Origin of the sequence: Cupriavidus sp. SK-3 (assembly GCF_000611145.1) — a bacterium.
Taxonomy (GTDB): domain Bacteria; phylum Pseudomonadota; class Gammaproteobacteria; order Burkholderiales; family Burkholderiaceae; genus Cupriavidus.
In genome coordinates, this window is the sequence record NZ_JFJV02000014.1 from 1 (window position 1) to 17,919 (window position 17,919).

The window sequence follows — 17,919 nt, forward strand, 5'->3', positions numbered from 1 at the left end:
CCCCCCCCAAACCCGCCCCCAGGCCTTGCCCGTCAGCGCCCGGCCTGCACAACCTGCAGCGTCGCGGACAACCGATCGCAGGCATCGATATCACCGCCCTCCCGGCAGTCAAGTTTTCTCCGAATCTGACGTTAGCAAGGACATGTGGAGCGCATCGCATTGGCGCATCCCGATCGGCAGATCGACCCACACGTTTCAGTCGTAGGGGGGGGTCATCCATGACAGCTCATTTTTCTCCGGAAGATTTATAGGATTACTCTTATAAAAACCCATCGAGGCCATTTATTTCGCCCTTTTTATTAGGGTTGTTCCTATACCCCCAGGGACAAAAACACGGCGAATAACAGCGCATTCCTCGACCTGACCTAACAGAGTAGTGCAAAAAAAGAATTGGGAAAACTCTGATTATCTTGATTGTTTTTCCCAATCTTGGGAAATAAAGTTCCCAATGAGCACACAGAAATTTCCCAATGTGCTTCAAGTTAATGACGAACAGGAGATCACGATGAGCACGTTTGCAAGCACCGGCCGCGCCGCCTCCCACCGCTTCGCGCTCCGGCTGCCGTTGGCCCTGGCGAGTGCTTTGCTTTCGGTATCCGCGTGGGCCGCGGATGGCGTGATCCACTTCCGGGGGGCCATCGTCGCGCCCCCCTGCAATACGCAAATCAGCACGAGCGGGACCGCCTCGGTCAGTTGCCCCGCAAACGGCACCCATTCCGCGGAGTCTGCCTCCCTGCCGCTGCTGCCTGGCCGGGTGGTTCAGCTGACGACCGCGCGCGCCTTTGTCGTGCCCGTGCAATTCGCGGCAGGCCCCGGTGGCGGCAACAAGCAGGGCTATGTCGTGGTAACGGAATACAACTGACTGGCCTGTCCCTCCAGCCACGCCAGCTCATCCTCGTCGAAACCCGCCGCGCGGCGCGCTGCCAGGTTGAAGGGCGGCCGCAGGCGCGGTGCCTGGTACCGCGCGGCCAGCTCGGCGTAGGTGGCGACGGGGTCCAGGCCGCGGGAGGCGCATAGCCAGCGGTACCAGCGGTTGCCGATGGCTACGTGACCCACCTCGTCGCGCAGGATGATGTCAATGATGGTGGCGGCCTCATGATCGCCAGCGGCCGCGAGCTTGGCGCGTACCGGTGGCGAGGCGTCAAGCCCGCGCGCCTCCAGCGTGCGCGGCACCAGCGCCATGCGCGCCAACACATCGCCGGCGGTCTTGTCCGCCATCTCCCATAGGCTGTTGTGTGCCGGAAAATCGCCGTAGCGCGCATCCAGCGTGACCAGGTGCTGCGCGAGCAGGCTGAAATGCAGCGCCTCCTCGTCGGCCACGCGCAGCCAGTCCAGGTAGAAAGCCACCGGCATCGCGTCGAATCGCCAGATGGCATCCAGCGCCAGGTTGATGGCGTTGAACTCGATATGTGCGAGCGCGTGGATCAGCGCCGCGCGACCGGCGGGCGTATGGATGGAGCGCCGCCGCTCGACCCGCTGCGGCGCCACCAGTTCGGGCAGCGGCGGCCGGCCGGGCAGCGGCAGTTCGGCCGCGATCGCCTCGCCGATGCCCAGGGCCTCCGGCGCCATGGCCCCGGCCGCCAGCCGCATCCGGCGCGTGGCCGCGGCCTTCTCGTGCGCATCGCTCAGGCACAGGATGGCAAGCGCCTGGCGGCGCAAGGACGGCGCCGCCGGGCCCGGCAAAGAGCCAGGTGCGGCAAGCGGCATGCCGCCGCGATCAGAGTCAGGGACGCCGGGAGAGGCGGCATCGGAAAGGTTTGCTGGCATAAGCGTAAAATCCGGTTTGCCGCCATTGTAGGGCCCGGCGCGTGGCGCTCCATGCCAGACCCACCCGCGACCCTTTAAAGCCTGGCGGCAAACCCCATATACCCAAACGAACTTGTGCAGGAGACCTCATGGCGCTTTACCAGCTCGGCGACGTTGCCCCCACCCTCGATCCGGATGCCTATGTGGCGCCGGAGGCCACCATTATCGGCAACGTGACGCTCAAGGCGCGTGCCAGCGTCTGGCCAGGCGTGGTGATCCGGGGCGACAACGAACCGATCGTGGTGGGCGAGTCCAGCAATGTGCAGGAAGGCACTGTGCTCCACACCGACCCCGGCTGCCCGCTGACCATCGGCGACAGAGTATCGATCGGCCACCAGGCCATGCTGCATGGCTGCACGGTGGGCGAAGGCTCGCTCATCGGCATCCAGGCTGTGATCCTGAACCGTGCCGTGATCGGCAAGGAGTGCCTGGTCGGCGCCGGGGCCGTGGTCACAGAAGGCAAGGTATTCCCGGATCGTTCGCTGATCCTGGGCGCGCCGGCCAAGGTGGTGCGCGAGCTCACCGAGCAGGATGTGGCCAACCTGTACCGCAATGCCGAGACCTACGCCACGCGCCAGGCCATGTACAAGACGCAACTCAAACGCATCGACTAAGGCGCCGTGCCGCCCGCACCGATTTACCGACGGATCATCGTGACTGACACCACCACCCCCGACACCCTGCAGAAATTCCTGTTCGACGCGGCCCCCGTTCGCGGCGAACTGGTGCACATGCAGACCACCTGGCAGGAAGTGCTGCGCCGCAATCATTACCCGGCGCCGGTGCGCCGCCTGCTGGGCGAAATGATGTCCGCCGCAGCACTGCTTTCGGCCAACCTGAAGTTCAATGGCGCGCTGGTGATGCAAGTGCACGGCGACGGCCCGGTGCGCATGCTGGTGGTGGAATGCCTGTCCGACCTGTCGATGCGGGCGACCGCCAAGCTCGCCGAAGGCGTAGCGCTGGCCGACGATGCCACGCTGGCGGATCTCGTCAACGTCAACGGCCGCGGCCGCTTCGCCATCACGCTGGACCCGCAGGACAAGCTACCCGGACAACAGCCGTACCAGAGCATCGTGCCGCTGGCCGATGCACACGGCCCGATGACGTCGATGACTGCCGTGCTCGAACACTACATGCAAGCGTCCGAGCAGCTCGACACCCGGCTGTGGCTGGCCGCCGACGACAAAGTTGCCGCCGGCATGCTGCTGCAGAAGCTGCCGTCCTACGGTGGCACGCTGGAGGGCCATGCCGGACGCGCCCCGGCCGAAGTCGGCGAAACCGGCGCGCCGCTGGCGGACAGCGGCCGCGCGCAGGACCTGGACACATGGGACCGCGCCTGCCAGCTCGGCGCCACGCTGAAGGACGAAGAACTGCTGGCCGAAACGCCCGATACACTGCTGCGCCGCCTCTTCTGGGAAGACCTGCAAGCCACCGGCCTGCGCGTATTCGAGCCGCTCACGCCGCACTTCCAGTGCTCGTGCTCGCGGGCCAAAGTGGCTGGCATGCTGCAAAACCTGGGCCGCGTGGAAATCGAGGACATCCTGGTCGAACGCGGCGAAGTGGAGATCCAGTGCGATTTCTGCGGCCAGCAATATCACTTCGATCCGGTTGACTGCGCGCAGCTGTTTGCGCCGGCCCCCGTCGCTACCGGCGCCGGCGACGGTGCGGCGCAGCAACACTAAGCTGCAACGCGGTAAGGCGGAGCGGCCCGGGAGGCACCCCACGAGGAACCTTTACGCCCTCCGCCGAGGTCCAAGCATCAGCGACCTACCAGAGTCAGGGAGTCAACATGTCCGCTTTGCCTTCAACCCCGTCCGCCGTCGCCGCAGCGTGCAAAGCGTCACGCCTTGTCCGCGCGCGTGGCACGATCGGCGTCTTGCTGCTCGGCGCGGTGCTGGCCTGCGGCGGCTGCGCGGAGTTGCCGCGCGACATCAACGGCTCGCCGCCGACCGCGCGCCTGGTGCCCAACGGTGTTCCGCCGGCGCCCATCACCCCTGAAGAAAGGCAGAAGCTCGACGCCCTGAACCAACAGGTGCTGCGCGAGCAGGAAGCCGCCATCGCATACCAGCAACAGGCCGAGGCCATGGCGCAGGCTGCTGCCTATGCCTATCCAAGCTGGAGCCTGTATTACGGAGGGTGGGGCGGTGGCCACTGGGGTGGCGGAGTCGGCTTCAGCGGCCCCGGATACTGGGGCCGGGGCGGCTATCCGTATTGGTGGTGAGTTTGCCTGGCACCGCGCATTGCGCAGGGCGCCGGGAACTGGCGCCAGTCAGTGGCGGTTGAACGCCGGGGAATTCGGCGGAGGCGGCAGCGGCGGCGTGGCGCTGACCTTGGGCGCGGGCGCCACGAACTGCACGAACACCTCGCCATCCTTGACCATGCCCAACTCATAGCGGGCACGTTCCTCGATGGCGCCGGTGCCATCCTCCAGGTCCTTCACTTCCCCTTCCAGCTTGGCATTGCGCAACTTGAGCAACTGGTTGCGCGCCGATTGTTCCTGCACCTGCTTGTCCATGTCCCACACACGCAGCCAACCGCCCTTGCCCAGCCATAAGGGATACTGGATGGCGAGCAACAGCACGAACAACAGCAACGAGATCAGGCGCATGGGTTCTGGCGCTTAAGCGGAAAAGGAAGTTGCGTCAGCGCCGGCCGCGGCCGGCGCATGACACGCGCTTAGCGCAGATTGTAGAACGCGCTCTTGCCCGGGTAGCTGGCGATATCGCCGAGATCTTCCTCGATGCGCAGCAGCTGGTTGTACTTCGAGATACGGTCCGAGCGCGACAGCGAGCCGGTCTTGATCTGGCCGGCGTTGGTGCCCACCGCGATATCGGCGATGGTGCTGTCCTCGGTTTCGCCCGAGCGGTGCGAGATCACGGCGGTGTAGCCGGCGCGCTTGGCCATCTCGATGGCGGCGAAGGTCTCGGTCAGGGTGCCGATCTGGTTGATCTTGATCAGGATCGAATTGCCGATGCCCTTCTCAATGCCTTCCTTCAGGATCTTGGTGTTGGTGACGAACAGGTCGTCGCCCACCAGCTGCACGCGCTTGCCCAGCTTGTCGGTCAGCACCTTCCAGCCTTCCCAGTCGCCTTCGGCCATGCCGTCCTCGATCGACACGATCGGGAACTTGTCGCACAGGTTGGCCAGGTAGTCGGCGAACTGCGTCGAGGTCAGTTTCAGGCCCTCGCCTTCCAGGTGGTACTGGCCTTCGCCTTCGTGATAGAACTCGGTAGCCGCGCAGTCCAGCGCCAGCAGGACATCTTCGCCTGCACGGTAGCCGGCCTTCTCGATGGCCAGCACAACGGTGTTCAGGCACTCTTCGTTGGAAGCGAAGTTGGGGGCAAAGCCGCCCTCGTCGCCAACCGCCGTGGACATGCCCTTGTCGGACAGGATCTTCTTGAGGGCGTGGAACACTTCGGCGCCGCAACGCAGGGCTTCGCGGAAGCTCGTCTGCGACACCGGCATGATCATGAATTCCTGGATGTCCAGGCTGTTGTTGGCGTGCGCGCCGCCGTTGACGATGTTCATCATCGGCACCGGCATTTGCATCGCGCCCGAACCGCCGAAGTAGCGGTACAGCGGCAGGCCGGCTTCTTCAGCGGCGGCCTTGGCCACGGCCATCGACACGGCCAGCGTGGCGTTGGCGCCCAGGCGAGCCTTGTTGTCGGTGCCGTCGAGGTCGATCAGGGTACGGTCCAGGAAAGCCTGCTCGGAGGCATCCAGGCCCATGATGGCTTCGGAGATTTCGGTGTTGATATGCTCGACAGCCTTCAGCACGCCCTTGCCGAGATAGCGCGACTTGTCGCCATCACGCAGCTCGATGGCTTCGCGCGAACCGGTGGATGCGCCCGACGGCACTGCCGCGCGGCCCATCACGCCGGATTCGAGCAGGACGTCGCACTCGACCGTCGGGTTACCGCGCGAGTCGAGAACTTCGCGACCGATGATATCTACGATTGCACTCATGGATTCCTCTTGGACTGTTGATGCTTGATGACTTCGTACTACACGGGCGCCATGCCCTGGACTACCGCTGACGGGCGCTGATTAATGCCTAAGCGCCTTCCACCACGATCATGTTCATGCGCGCGGCATGCTCGCGCGACTTGCGCGCGGCGCGATATTCCTCGCTGTCGTGGAACGACTTTGCCGCGTCATAGCTGGGAAACTTCAGCACGACCACGCGCGTCGGGGCCCAGTCGCCCTCCAGCTTTTCGGTCTTGCCGCCACGCACCAGCACCTCGGCGCCATGCACCTTCATGGCATGGCTGGAGAGCACCTTGTACTCTTCATACTGCTGGGGATCGGTGACATCGACGTGGGCAATGATATAGCCGCTGGCCATGGCGTATCTCCGTGTGATTTTATGGTGTTGATTCTACTTGGCTGATCATGGCCGCCTGATGACGGCCATGTCGGCAACGGCGCTGCGCGCTCAGGCGCAGGCCGCGGGCCAGCCGAAATTGTCTTCGAGGAAGCCCGAGCGCTTGACCAGCGTATCGAGTTCCTTGAGCACGGACAGCAGTTCCTTCATGCGCGACAGCGGCACGGCGTTGGGGCCGTCCGACATGGCCTTGCTCGGGTCCGGGTGCGTTTCCATGAACAGGCCCGCCACGCCCACCGCCACGGCAGCGCGCGCCAGCACCGGCACGAACTCGCGCTGGCCGCCGGAGCTGGTGCCCTGGCCGCCCGGCAGCTGCACCGAGTGCGTGGCATCGAACACCACCGGCGCGCCGGTCTCGCGCATGATCGCGAGCGAGCGCATGTCGGAGACCAGGTTGTTGTAGCCGAAGGAAACGCCGCGCTCGCAAGCCATGAAGCTGTCTTCCGGCAGCCCTGCCTCGCGCGCGGCGTCGCGCGCCTTGTCAATGACATTCTTCATGTCATGCGGCGCGAGGAACTGTCCCTTCTTGATATTGACGGGACGGCCGCTCTGCGCGCACGCGCGGATGAAGTCGGTCTGACGGCACAGGAAGGCCGGCGTCTGCAGCACATCGACCACCGCCGCCACTGGCTTGACCTCGTCGATCTCGTGGATGTCGGTCAGCACCGGCACACCGATCTCGCGCTTGACCGTGGCGAGGATCTCCAGCCCTTTCTCCATGCCCAGCCCGCGGAAGGTCCTGCCCGACGAGCGGTTGGCCTTGTCGAACGAGGACTTGTAGATAAACGGGATGCCGAGTTCGCCGGTGATCGCCTTGAGCTCGCCGGCGGCATCCAGCGCCATCTGCTCGGACTCGATCACGCACGGACCGGCGATCAGGAAGAAGGGCCGGTCCAGGCCAGCGTCAAATCCACAGAGTTTCATCACTAGTCTCCTGCTTGCGGTGCCGCGGCTCAGCCCGCCTTGCTCTGCTGGCTGGCCAGCGCCGCTTCCACGTAGGCCTTGAACAGCGGATGGCCATCGCGCGGGGTGGAGGTGAATTCCGGGTGGAACTGCACACCCACGAACCACGGGTGCATGCTTTCCGGCAGTTCCATCATCTCGGGCAGGTCTTCGGTCGGGGTGCGAGCGGAGATCACCATGCCCGCCTTTTCCAGCGTCGGCACATAGTGATTGTTGACCTCGTAGCGGTGGCGATGGCGCTCGTTGACTTCTTCGCCGTAGATCTTCGCCGCCTTGGTGCCCGCCTTGACCGGTACGCGCTGCGCCCCCAGGCGCATGGTGCCTCCCAGATCGGACTCGGCGGAGCGCTCCTCCACCTTGCCTTCGCGGTCGACCCATTCGGTGATCAGTGCCACCACCGGATGTTCGGTTTCCAGGTTGAACTCGGTCGAGTTGGCATCGGCCATCGCCGCCACATGGCGGGCGAATTCGATCACGGCCAGCTGCATGCCCAGGCAGATGCCCAGGTACGGCACCTTGTTCTCACGGGCGTACTGGATCGCGCGGATCTTGCCTTCCGTGCCGCGCTTGCCGAAACCGCCCGGCACCAGGATGGCGTCCAGCGGCTTGAGCACTTCGAGGTGGCCCGATTCCAGCTCTTCCGAATCGATGTACTCGATGTTCACGCGGGTGGCGGTGTGCATGCCGGCGTGGCGCAGCGCTTCGATCAGCGACTTGTACGACTCGGTCAGGTCGACGTACTTGCCGACCATGCCGATGGTGATCTCATGTTGCGGATTTTCCTGGGCATTGACCAGGCGTTGCCACATGGAGAGATCGGCCGGCTTCGGGTCGATACGCAGTTCCTCGCAGATCAGGCGGTCGAGGCCCTGCTCGTTGAGCATCTGCGGGATCTTGTAGATGCTGTCCGCGTCCCAGACCGAGATGACGGCTTCCTGCGGGATATTGGAGAACAGCGAAATCTTGGCGCGCTCTTCGTCCGGGATCGGGCGGTCGGCGCGGCACAGCAGCGCGGTCGGCGAGATGCCGATTTCACGCAGCTTCTGCACCGAGTGCTGGGTCGGCTTGGTCTTCAGCTCGCCGGCGCTGGCAATGAACGGCACCAGCGTCAGGTGCACGAAGGCAGCGTGGTTGCGGCCCATGCGCAGGCTCATCTGGCGTGCGGCTTCGAGGAACGGCAGCGATTCGATATCGCCCACCGTGCCGCCGATTTCCACCAGCGCGACGTCCGCCTTGCCACCGTGCGACGCAGCCGCGCCGCGCTCGATGAAGGCCTGGATTTCGTTGGTGATATGGGGGATTACCTGCACCGTCTTGCCGAGGTACTCGCCGCGGCGTTCCTTGCGGATCACCGACTCGTAGATCTGGCCCGTGGTGAAGTTGTTCGACTTGCGCATCTTGGCCGAGACGAAACGCTCGTAGTGGCCGAGATCGAGGTCGGTTTCAGCACCGTCTTCCGTGACGAACACCTCGCCATGCTGGAAGGGGCTCATCGTGCCGGGATCGACGTTGATGTAGGGATCTAGCTTGAGGAGGGTGACTTTGAGGCCGCGCGACTCAAGAATGGCCGCGAGCGAAGCAGCAGCGATGCCCTTGCCGAGCGAAGAGACGACACCACCGGTGACGAAGACGAATTTGGTCATAAACCGAGCTTGCCGGGGAAATCGGGATTATACATGAGAGCCCGGCTGCTGCAGCGCCGCATTTGCGACAAGTCGCCTTGCCCGCGACCGCTGAGACGCATTCGCCGCTTCGCACCCCAGCCCGCGCTGCCGCCCTGCCTGGCCCCGGCTATGGACGCGCGGCCGCGAGCGAATTGCCCCGCATTTCGCCGACGAGATCGCGGATCAATCCGGCCGTCTGGCCGGGCCGCTCCATCGGGTAAAGATGCCCGCCCTCGATAAAGCGCAAGCGCTCACCCACCAGCTTGCGCGTGGCGCCAAGCCCGCACTGCCGCACTTCGCGCGACTGCGTGCCGGCGACAAAGCCGACCGGCACCGGCGCGCCGCGCGCGACGCGCGAGCCCAGGCTGGTGGGCAGGGTACGGTAGATCTGGTACTCGATCTCACGCTCGAAACGCAGTCGGCGCTCGGCGTCGTTGCCGGTCGGCTCGGTGCCATGCATGGCGTAGTCGCGCAGCACCTCCTCATCCCAGGCCGCGAATACCGGCTTGGAACGGAAATGTTCCCAGACCGCCTCGGCATCCGGCCAGTGGGTGCGGCGCCGCCGCGTCACCGCCGCGGGGCCGGGCCGTTCGTCCAGGCCGAAGCGCTGGCCGGCCTTTAGCAAGGCGGCACGCCAGCCGGCGATCACGGGCGAATCGAGCATCACTACGCCGCGCACCCATTGCGGGCGCCGCAGCGCGGCCATCAGCGACAGGAAACCACCGAGCGAATGCCCCACCAGCCACACCGGCTCGCGGTACTTCTGCTCCACGGAAGCCAGCAACTCATCGACGAGGTGCGGCCACTCTCGCGTGACCGGGAACTTCGGGTCATGGCCGTATCGGTCCACGGCGCGGATCTCGAAATCGTCTTCCAGCGTTGCGAACAGCTTGCGGTAGGTGCTGACGGGAAAGCCGTTGGCATGCGAAAAATGCAGGATGTCACGCATCTGGGATATCCGCCCTCAGTCCTGGGTGCCGGCGCGTTCGCGCGTGGCGCGCACCGGCTGCCCCCAGCGGTCGCCTTCGCCCTGGCGCGCCAGCGGAAACTCCGCCGGGGCGCAGGCATCCCATTCCGGATCGTTGATCTCGCCGAAGACCTGGCGCAGGCGATGCCCCCAGGTATCGCGGATCATGCGGAAGTAGGCGTTCTTCTCGTCGATATTGACGAAGCGGGTCACGCGCAGCGAATCGGCCTCGTAGACCAGCAGGTCCAGGGGCAGGCCCACCGAGATATTGGATTTCAGGGTGGAGTCCATCGAGATCAGCGCGCATTTGGCGGCTTGGCCAAGCGGCAGCGTGGGTTCCACCACGCGATCGATGATGGGCTTGCCGTACTTGGCCTCGCCGATCTGGAAATAGCAGTTCTCGGGCGTGGCTTCGACAAAATTCCCCGCCGCGTACACATGGAACAGGCGCACCCGCTCGCCACGGATCTGCCCGCCGAAGATCAGGCTCACATTGAACTCGATGCCAGCCTCGCGCAGGGCGTGGGCATCGTGCTTGTGCACCTGGCGCACCGCGTCGCCAACGATGGCGGCCGCCTCGAACATATCGCGCGCGGTCCAAAGGGAGCGCTTCTCGTCGCGGCCTTCTGCGAGTATCTGGCGCACCGCCTGGCTGATCGCCAGGTTGCCCGCCGTCAGCAGCACCATCACGCGGTCGCCCGGCTCCTCGAACACCGTCATCTTGCGCGCGGTCGAAATCGCGTCCACCCCGGCATTGGTGCGGGAATCGGAGAGGAACACCAGACCGGCATCCAGCCGCATGGCTACACAGTACGTCATGATCTCGTCTTGTTATGGTGCACGGCCGCGCCCGGCGCACTGCCCGGAGCCAGGCCGCATTCTAGCGCCGCCCCTTCGCGGCTGGAACACCGTATCACGCCCATTCCTGGTGCGCTTCGCACCACCTCGCTCACTGCAGCGGTGCAATGGCAATCTCGACCGCCAGCTGCTCGCCGCTGCCGCCCTCGCGAATGCCTCGCACCGGCGCGGCCATGTGGTAATCACGCCCGACCGCAAGCCGGACATGACGCGCGTCGCTCAGGCAAGCGTGCGTCACGTCGATACTGCACCACAGCTCCCTGTCCGCGTCCACACAGACATCGGCCCAGGCATGGCTGGCCAGCTCGGAGGCCTGCGGGTCGTAGAAATAGCCGCTGACGTAGCGCGCCGGAATACCGAGGGCGCGGCAACATGCCACCATCACTTGCGCCTGATCCTGGCAAACCCCGCTGCCCAGCCCGAAGGCCTCGCGCGCTGAAGTGCCCACATCCGTGCTGTCTGCCTTGTACCGCACCCGCTCCGCTATGCCACCGGCCAGCGCCAGCAGGGCCGGCACCTCGCGCCCCGCCGCCAGGTAGGGCGAGGCAAAACGTACCATTTCCGGGTGCGCAGCGGTCAGCGGCGTGCTGCCCAGGTAGTAAAGCGGCGAGACACGCGCCTCGCCCGCCGGCGGCGCATCGCAGAAAAGCGGCGCGTCTCCGTCGGCAGGCGGCGTCACGTCCACCACGCCGCCTGCCTCGATCACCAGCGTATGCGCAGGGCCCGTCACGGTAAAGCTGTGAACGATATTGCCAAAGCCGTCGCGGGCCTCAGACAGGTTGCCCGGCACCGATAGCTGCCAGCCTTGCACGGCCTGCAGCGGGCCCGAACGCGGCGCGAGCCGCAGTTCGTGCACGCTGCGCCGAACCGGCTCGGCGTAACGGTAAACCGTCTTGTGATGAATCTTGTATTTCACGATATGGCGAGGCCGGCACAACCTCCCACGTGAAGTGGCTCAGGCAGCCTGCAGCGGCACGAGAAAATCCCGGCTGATGCCGTTGCCGAGGTCGCCGATGCGCTCCAGGAAACTGGTCAGGTAAGCATGCAGCCCGACGGCGAAGATGTCGTCGATGCGCGCGTATTTCAAATCGGCGTGGAGTTTACCAGCCTGCCGCTCGGTTTCCGAAGAATGCTGGTTTCCGACCAGCGACAGGATCGCCACCACCTCGTCCATGCTCGACACCAGCGAACGCGGCATGTCCGGGCGCAGGATCAGCAGCTCGGCCACGCGCTCGGGCGTGATCACCGTGCGGTAGATCTTGCGGTAGACCTCGAAGCCGGACACCGAGCGCAGTACCGCCGCCCAATGATAGAAATCGTTGGCGTCGCGATTGGGATCGCTGTCGTCCAGCGTGCCGGCCTGGAATTTCACATCGAGAATCCGCGCGGTATTGTCGGCGCGCTCCAGGAACGTACCCAGCCGCATGAAGTGGAAAGCATCGTCCTTGAGCATGGTGCCGAACTGCACGCCACGGGCCAGGTGGGAGCGGAACTTGACCCACTCGAAGAATTGCGCGGGATCGTCGGACAGGATGCCGTCAGCAATCATGCGCTGCACGTCGAGCCAGGTGGTGTTGATGGTCTCCCACACCTCGGTGGTCAGCGAGCCGCGCACCGCGCGCGCATTCTCGCGCGCCGCGCGCAGGCAGCTCATGATCGACGAGACATTGGTCATGTCCCGCACCATGAAGTCGATCACATCGTCGCGCGTCAGCAGGCCGTACTTCTCGTCAAACACCGTGGTCAGCTCGGAGATATCGAGCATGGCCCACCAGCCCTGCTCCGCCACCTCGGCGGATTGCGGCAACAGCGACGTCTGGTAATTCACGTCGAGCATGCGCGCGGTATTCTCCGCGCGCTCGGTGTAGCGCGCCATCCAGAACAGATGGTCGGCAGTGCGGCTAAGCATGTCAGTCCCCTCGTACTGCGCTGTTCGCCCGCGCGCCGCCGGCATCGAGGCGGCCGGCGCGGGAATCTCAAACAATCCTTGCGAGCGCCGCGCTTCAGCGCTCCAGCACCCAGGTGTCCTTGGTGCCCCCGCCCTGCGAGGAATTGACCACCAGCGAGCCTTCCCGCAGCGCCACGCGCGTCAACCCGCCGGGCACCATGCGCACGTCCTTGCCCGACAGCACGAATGGGCGCAGGTCGATGTGGCGCGGCGCGATGCCGGACTCGACGTAGGTCGGGCAGGTTGACAGCGCCAGCGTCGGTTGCGCGATGTACTGCTCCGGACGCGCGCGCACGACCTCGCGGAAGGTATCGATCTCGGCGCGGGTGGCGGCCGGGCCCACCAGCATGCCGTAGCCGCCGGCGCCGTGGGTTTCCTTCACCACCAGTTCGTCCATGTGATCGAGCACGTACTGCAGGTCATCGGGACGGCGGCACATATAGGTCGGGACATTGTTCAGGATGGCTTCCTCGCCGAGGTAGAAGCGGATCATGTCCGGCACATAGGGATAGATCGATTTGTCGTCGGCCACGCCAGTGCCGATGGCATTGCAGATGGTGACGTTGCCGGCGCGATAGACCGACAGCAGTCCCGCCGCGCCCAGCGTCGAATCGGGCCGGAACACCAGCGGGTCGAGGAAGTCGTCGTCGACCCGGCGGTAGATCACGTCGATGCGCTGCGGGCCCTGCGTGGTACGCATGTAGAGATGATCGTCCTGCACGAACAGGTCGCTGCCCTCGACCAGCTCCACGCCCATCTGCTGAGCCAGGAAGGCGTGCTCGAAATAGGCGGAGTTGTACATGCCGGGCGTCAGTACCACCACGGTGGGATCGGCGATGTTCTGCGGCGAGACCCCGCGCAACATGTCGAGCAACAGGTCCGGATAATGGGCCACCGGCGCCACGCGGTTGCGCGCGAACAGGTCGGGAAACAACCGCATCATCATCTTGCGGTTCTCCAGCATGTAGGAGACGCCGGAGGGCACGCGCAGGTTGTCTTCCAGCACGTAGAACTCGCCCTCGCCCGCGCGTACCACGTCGATGCCCGCAACGTGGGCATAGATATCGCGCGGCACGTCGATGCCGAGCATCTCGGGCCGGTACTGCGCGTTGTTGTAGATCTGGTCTGGGGGAATCACGCCGGCGCGGATGATGTCCTGGCCATGATAGATATCGTGGATGAAGCGATTCAGCGCGGAGACCCGCTGGCGCAGCCCGCGCTCCAGCGTGGCCCACTCGCTGGCGGGAAAGATCCGGGGAATCACGTCGAACGGGATGGTGCGCTCGGTGCCGCTGTTGGACTCATCCTTTTCGCCATACACGGCGAACGTGATGCCCACACGCCGGAAGATCAGGTCCGCCTCCGCGCGCTTGTTGCCCATGGTGCCTTCGGACTGTCGCGCCAGCCAGTCCGCGAACTGCTTGTAATGCCCCCGCACGGCGCCTGCCGGCAGGGACTCTCCCGCGTGGATCGATGCCGCCACGCCATCTTGCCAATCGAGCATCTCGTCGAAAAACCGCGCCGCCATGATGGCCGTTCCCCCATGATTTGGGCGCCGCCCAAACTGCCGGCAATCCCGTTTTGATTGGCTTCTTGTTCCCGGCACAGCACCTTGAGGTCACCACCCGCGGCCCGGCGGCGCAGCCGCGGACCGTCTCGTCATGCTTCGAAGTGCTGTACCTATAGGATACCTATGACCACGAAAGCCGCAAGCGGCGGGCATTCGCGCCATCAAGCATGGATTAAGCAAGATGTCTGCCAGCCCCTCCTCAATACGCACCAAGACGGCGCCCGGGAACGGTCCGGGCGGGGGCAACGCGCCGCGCTAACGCGCCACGGCCGTGCCCTTGCATGCCGGCACTTCGGCCAGGATGTACTGCACCAGGGCTTCAGGGGTCTGGCGGATATCGAGTACCAGCGCGTCGCGCGGCTCCTCCAGCGTTTCAAACTGGCTCTGCAACAGCGCCGGATTGAAGAAGTGCTCGCTGCGCTCGGCCAGGCGGCCGCCGATGACCGCGGCGTCGCCCTTCATATAGACAAAGGTCACGCCGCCGTCGGGCGGCGTCAGCCGGTCGCGATAGGTCTGGCGCAACGCGGAACAGGTGAACACATGGGTGCGGCCTTCGGCGCGGGCCGCATCGATCGCCGCGCGCATGGCGGCCAGCCAGGGCCAGCGGTCTTCATCAGTCAGCGGGATGCCGTTGTGCATCTTCGCCTTGTTGGCGGCGCTGTGGAAATCATCGGCGTCGTGAAAGCCGCAATGCAGGGTCTCGGCCAGCATCTGGCCGACGGTGCTCTTTCCGCTGCCGGAAACGCCCATCAGGATGTAGATCATGTCTGCTCCAGCGATCGTGTTCGGATGGTTTGCCCATCCTTGTCGGTAGTCCCCGCGCCGGCCGCCGGCAGTGTCCGGAAGCATACGGCCATGAAGCCATGATAGGACCCGCATGGGCCGGCTCGGGGTCGTCCCCGCCAGCCGTTGGCTGCCGGGGACACAAATGACACAAATATCGGGGCGCGCCGCCTATTGTGCGACGGCCACGCCGGTTTGGACAGCGCCGTGCGCATCGGCTTCGGACAGGTCCAGCGCGCTGCCGCCCTCTTCTGCTATCCGCGCATTGCGGCGGAACAGGCCAAACAGGCCGCGGCCGACGCTGAAGCTGGCGAACGCGTCGTCCGGCCGTACCGCCGAGGCGCGCGCCGCGAAGTCGGCGTCGCCGTCGGCGCCACCGAGCCATTCCAGGGTGCCAGCGACGGCATCCACGCGGAGGCGGTCGCCATCGCGCACTCGCGACAAGGGGCCGCCAGCAAGTGCCTCCGGACCCACATGAATGACCGCCGGCACCTTGCCTGAAGCGCCGGACATGCGCCCGTCGGTGACCAGCGCCACCTTGTGGCCGGCATCCTGCAGCGCGCCCAGCACCGGCGTAAGGCGGTGCAGTTCGGGCATGCCGTTGGCGTTCGGCCCCTGGAAGCGCACCACCGCGACCACATCGCCAGCCAGCTCGCCGGCATCGAACGCGGCCTGCAAGCCTTCCTGGGAATCGAAAACGCGCGCCGGCGCCTCCACCACCCGATGCTCCGGCGCCACCGCCGACACCTTGATCATGCCGCGCCCGAGATTGCCCTGCAGCAGGCGCAGGCCGCCCTCGGCTGAGAACGGCTCGGCCGCGGTGGCCAGTACCGTCGCGTCGCCGCTGGTGGCGGCACCGTCGCGCCACTGCAGCACGCCGTCGATCATCACGGGTTCCTGCGTGTAACGGGCCAGACCATGCCCGGCCACGGTTTCCACGTCCTCATGCAGCAGCCCGGCGTCAAGCAACTGGCGAATCACGTAGGCGACGCCGCCGGCGGCGTGGAAATGGTTCACGTCGGCGGAGCCGTTGGGATAGACCCGCGCCAGCAGCGGCGTGATGCGCGAGAGGCGGTCGAAATCGTCCCAGTCGATGATGATGCCGGCCGCGCGCGCCATCGCCACGAGGTGAATGGTGTGGTTGGTCGAGCCGCCGGTGGCCAGCAGGCCCACCACAGCATTGATCACGGCGCGCTCGTCAACGATGCGCGCCAGCGGGAGGTAGTCGGCACCCCGCGCCGTCAGGGCCAGCGCGCGTTGCGCGGCGGCGGCGGTGAGCGCATCGCGCAGGCCGCTGTCGGGATGCACAAAGGCTGCGCCGGGCATATGCAGCCCCATGATCTCCATCAGGAACTGGTTGCTGTTGGCGGTACCGTAGAAGGTGCAGGTGCCGGCCCCGTGATAGGCCTCGCACTCGGCTTCCAGCAAGGCTTCGCGGCCGACCTGGCCGGTGGCGTAGAGTTGGCGCACGCGCGCCTTTTCCTTGTTGGACAATCCCGTCGACATCGGCCCGGCCGGCACGAACACTACCGGCAGGTGGCCGAACTGCAGCGCGCCCATCAGCAGGCCCGGCACGATCTTGTCGCACACGCCAAGCATCACGGCGGCATCGAAGGTGTTGTGCGACAGCGAGACCGCGGTCGCCATTGCGATGGCGTCGCGCGAGAACAGCGACAGCTCCATGCCGGCATTGCCCTGCGTGATGCCGTCGCACATCGCCGGCACCCCGCCCGCCACCTGCGCTACCGCGCCAACGGCGCGCGCGGCCTCGCGGATCACGCCGGGGTAGCGCTCGTACGGCTGGTGGGCCGACAGCATGTCGTTATAGGCGGTGACGATGCCGAGATTCGCGGCATGCTCCACCCGCAGCTTGAGCTTGTCATGCACCGGCAGCGCGGCCAGGCCGTGCGCGAGGTTGGCACAGGACAGCCCACGCAAGGGGCCCAGCTCTTGCTGGGCGCGTTCGCAACGCGCCAGGTAGGCGGCACGGCTGTGCTGGCTGCGCGCGATCACGCGCGCGGTGACGGACTGAACTTCGGCGTGGAGGGCTTTTGACATGCGTGGGATTCCTGGTCGTGATGCCTGATCGTATCCGCGAGGACTGGGGGAACGCGTTTGTTTGTAGATTTTCTACATTATATCGAAAGGAAATTTGAAAACACCATGCGCGCGCACCACAAAGCGCCGCATTCATGGCAAAAAAGCGCCAAATAGGTGAAATCCCTAGCCTGAAGCTGACAGGAAGCCAAGGCGATTTGGATGTGGATTATGTAGAATATCTACATGCAGTGCGAACCATCGAACCCCGGATACCGGGGCCAAAGGCACAAGAATGCCCCGGCACAGACAGCCCTCCCTACCATGCGCGACCGAATCCTTGCCGTCTACGACACGCTTCGCCCCTCCGAACGCCGCCTTGCCGACTACGTTGCCCGCCACGGCGCCAGCGTGATCCGTTTGTCGATGCCAGAACTGGCCGAGCGAGCGGGTGTATCCCAGCCCACCATCGCGCGCTTTTGCGCCGCGCTCGGCTATGACGGCTTCCGCGAGTTCAAACTCCAGTTCGCCCAGAACGTGGGCGGCGGCACGCCCTTCGTGCACCAGGACGTCAAGGCCGAAGACCGTCCCGCCGACATCGCCGGCAAGGTGTTCGACCGCACCATCGCCACGCTGATGACAGTGCGCAATGCGCTGTCCGCGGACCAGATCGAGCACGGCATCCAGCTGCTCGCGGCGGCGCGGCGCATCGAGTTCTATGGCTGCGGCAACTCTGGCATCGTCGCGCTGGATATCCAGCACAAGTTCTTCCGCCTTGGCATTCCCACCGTTGCGTACTCGGATTCGCACGTATTCAGCATGTCCGCGGCGTTGCTCGGCCCCGGCGATGTGGCGGTGCTGGTTTCCAACAGCGGGCGCACCTGGGACATGCTGGCAGCCGCCACGCTGGCCCCCCCCCCCCCCCCCCCCCCCGCCCCC

Annotated in this window: 17 protein-coding genes and 1 pseudogene; 5 read left to right on the forward strand and 13 right to left on the reverse strand. The window is 65.5% G+C overall.

The window, feature by feature from the left end; all coding sequences use genetic code 11:
• The first annotated feature begins 376 nt into the window (after positions 1–376).
• Positions 377–862 (forward strand): hypothetical protein, encoded by a 486-nt coding sequence (locus CF70_RS00875; protein ID WP_235184841.1) that lies wholly within the window; start codon positions 377–379, stop codon positions 860–862.
• Here CF70_RS00875 and CF70_RS00880 read toward each other — a convergent pair.
• Entirely contained in the window at positions 835–1,707 is an 873-nt protein-coding gene (locus CF70_RS00880; RefSeq protein ID WP_051647953.1) for a ferritin-like domain-containing protein, read from the reverse strand. The genes CF70_RS00875 and CF70_RS00880 overlap by 28 nt on opposite strands.
• A gap of 188 nt (positions 1,708–1,895) precedes the next feature.
• Between CF70_RS00880 and CF70_RS00885 the strand changes: the two genes are divergently transcribed.
• The 3 genes from CF70_RS00885 (at position 1,896) to CF70_RS00895 (ending at position 4,027) form a co-directional block, all read left to right on the forward strand.
• Positions 1,896–2,420 (forward strand): gamma carbonic anhydrase family protein, encoded by a 525-nt coding sequence (locus CF70_RS00885; protein WP_035859179.1) that lies wholly within the window; start codon positions 1,896–1,898, stop codon positions 2,418–2,420.
• A gap of 39 nt (positions 2,421–2,459) precedes the next feature.
• A complete protein-coding gene (locus tag CF70_RS00890; protein WP_035859293.1) occupies positions 2,460–3,488 on the forward strand; it encodes an Hsp33 family molecular chaperone HslO in 1,029 nt (342 codons plus the stop codon).
• 107 nt (positions 3,489–3,595) lie between these two features.
• On the forward strand, positions 3,596–4,027 hold the full coding sequence (locus CF70_RS00895) for a hypothetical protein (protein ID WP_035859182.1): 432 nt from the start codon (positions 3,596–3,598) through the stop codon (positions 4,025–4,027).
• Positions 4,028–4,075: 48 nt separating this feature from the next.
• Here CF70_RS00895 and ftsB read toward each other — a convergent pair whose 3' ends face one another.
• The 12 genes from ftsB to edd all read right to left on the reverse strand — a co-directional run bounded on the left by ftsB (position 4,076) and on the right by edd (position 17,001).
• A complete protein-coding gene (gene ftsB / locus CF70_RS00900) occupies positions 4,076–4,414 on the reverse strand; it encodes a cell division protein FtsB (protein WP_035859184.1) in 339 nt (112 codons plus the stop codon).
• 68 nt (positions 4,415–4,482) lie between these two features.
• A complete protein-coding gene (gene eno / locus CF70_RS00905; RefSeq protein ID WP_035859187.1) occupies positions 4,483–5,772 on the reverse strand; it encodes a phosphopyruvate hydratase in 1,290 nt (429 codons plus the stop codon).
• An 88-nt stretch (positions 5,773–5,860) separates the two neighbouring features.
• Entirely contained in the window at positions 5,861–6,151 is a 291-nt protein-coding gene (locus CF70_RS00910) for a DUF1330 domain-containing protein (RefSeq protein ID WP_006160203.1), read from the reverse strand.
• Between the two features lie 90 nt (positions 6,152–6,241).
• A complete protein-coding gene (gene kdsA / locus CF70_RS00915) occupies positions 6,242–7,114 on the reverse strand; it encodes a 3-deoxy-8-phosphooctulonate synthase (protein WP_035859193.1) in 873 nt (290 codons plus the stop codon).
• Between the two features lie 29 nt (positions 7,115–7,143).
• Positions 7,144–8,796, reverse strand: coding sequence for a CTP synthase (locus CF70_RS00920; RefSeq protein WP_035859195.1), 1,653 nt, complete (start codon positions 8,794–8,796; stop codon positions 7,144–7,146).
• A gap of 148 nt (positions 8,797–8,944) precedes the next feature.
• Complete coding sequence (locus CF70_RS00925) at positions 8,945–9,766, reverse strand: alpha/beta fold hydrolase (protein ID WP_035859198.1); 822 nt, start codon at positions 9,764–9,766, stop codon at positions 8,945–8,947.
• Between the two features lie 15 nt (positions 9,767–9,781).
• Positions 9,782–10,603: a peptidase gene (locus CF70_RS00930; RefSeq protein WP_200876673.1), complete on the reverse strand. Its 822-nt coding sequence runs from the start codon at positions 10,601–10,603 to the stop codon at positions 9,782–9,784.
• A 130-nt stretch (positions 10,604–10,733) separates the two neighbouring features.
• Positions 10,734–11,558, reverse strand: a complete 825-nt coding sequence (locus CF70_RS00935) for a transglutaminase family protein (protein ID WP_035859203.1) — start codon at positions 11,556–11,558, stop codon at positions 10,734–10,736.
• Between the two features lie 39 nt (positions 11,559–11,597).
• Positions 11,598–12,551: an alpha-E domain-containing protein gene (locus CF70_RS00940; RefSeq protein ID WP_035859206.1), complete on the reverse strand. Its 954-nt coding sequence runs from the start codon at positions 12,549–12,551 to the stop codon at positions 11,598–11,600.
• Positions 12,552–12,645: 94 nt separating this feature from the next.
• Positions 12,646–14,118, reverse strand: a complete 1,473-nt coding sequence (locus CF70_RS00945) for a circularly permuted type 2 ATP-grasp protein (RefSeq protein WP_035859209.1) — start codon at positions 14,116–14,118, stop codon at positions 12,646–12,648.
• A 297-nt stretch (positions 14,119–14,415) separates the two neighbouring features.
• Entirely contained in the window at positions 14,416–14,925 is a 510-nt protein-coding gene (locus CF70_RS00950; RefSeq protein ID WP_035859211.1) for a gluconokinase, read from the reverse strand.
• Positions 14,926–15,114: 189 nt separating this feature from the next.
• Positions 15,115–17,001 carry a phosphogluconate dehydratase gene (gene edd / locus CF70_RS00955; protein WP_035859214.1) on the reverse strand — a complete coding sequence of 629 codons (1,887 nt, stop codon included), beginning with the start codon at positions 16,999–17,001 and terminating at the stop codon, positions 15,115–15,117.
• 315 nt (positions 17,002–17,316) lie between these two features.
• Between edd and CF70_RS37230 the strand changes: the two are divergent.
• Positions 17,317–17,919, forward strand: a pseudogene (locus tag CF70_RS37230) (MurR/RpiR family transcriptional regulator); the annotation flags it as partial.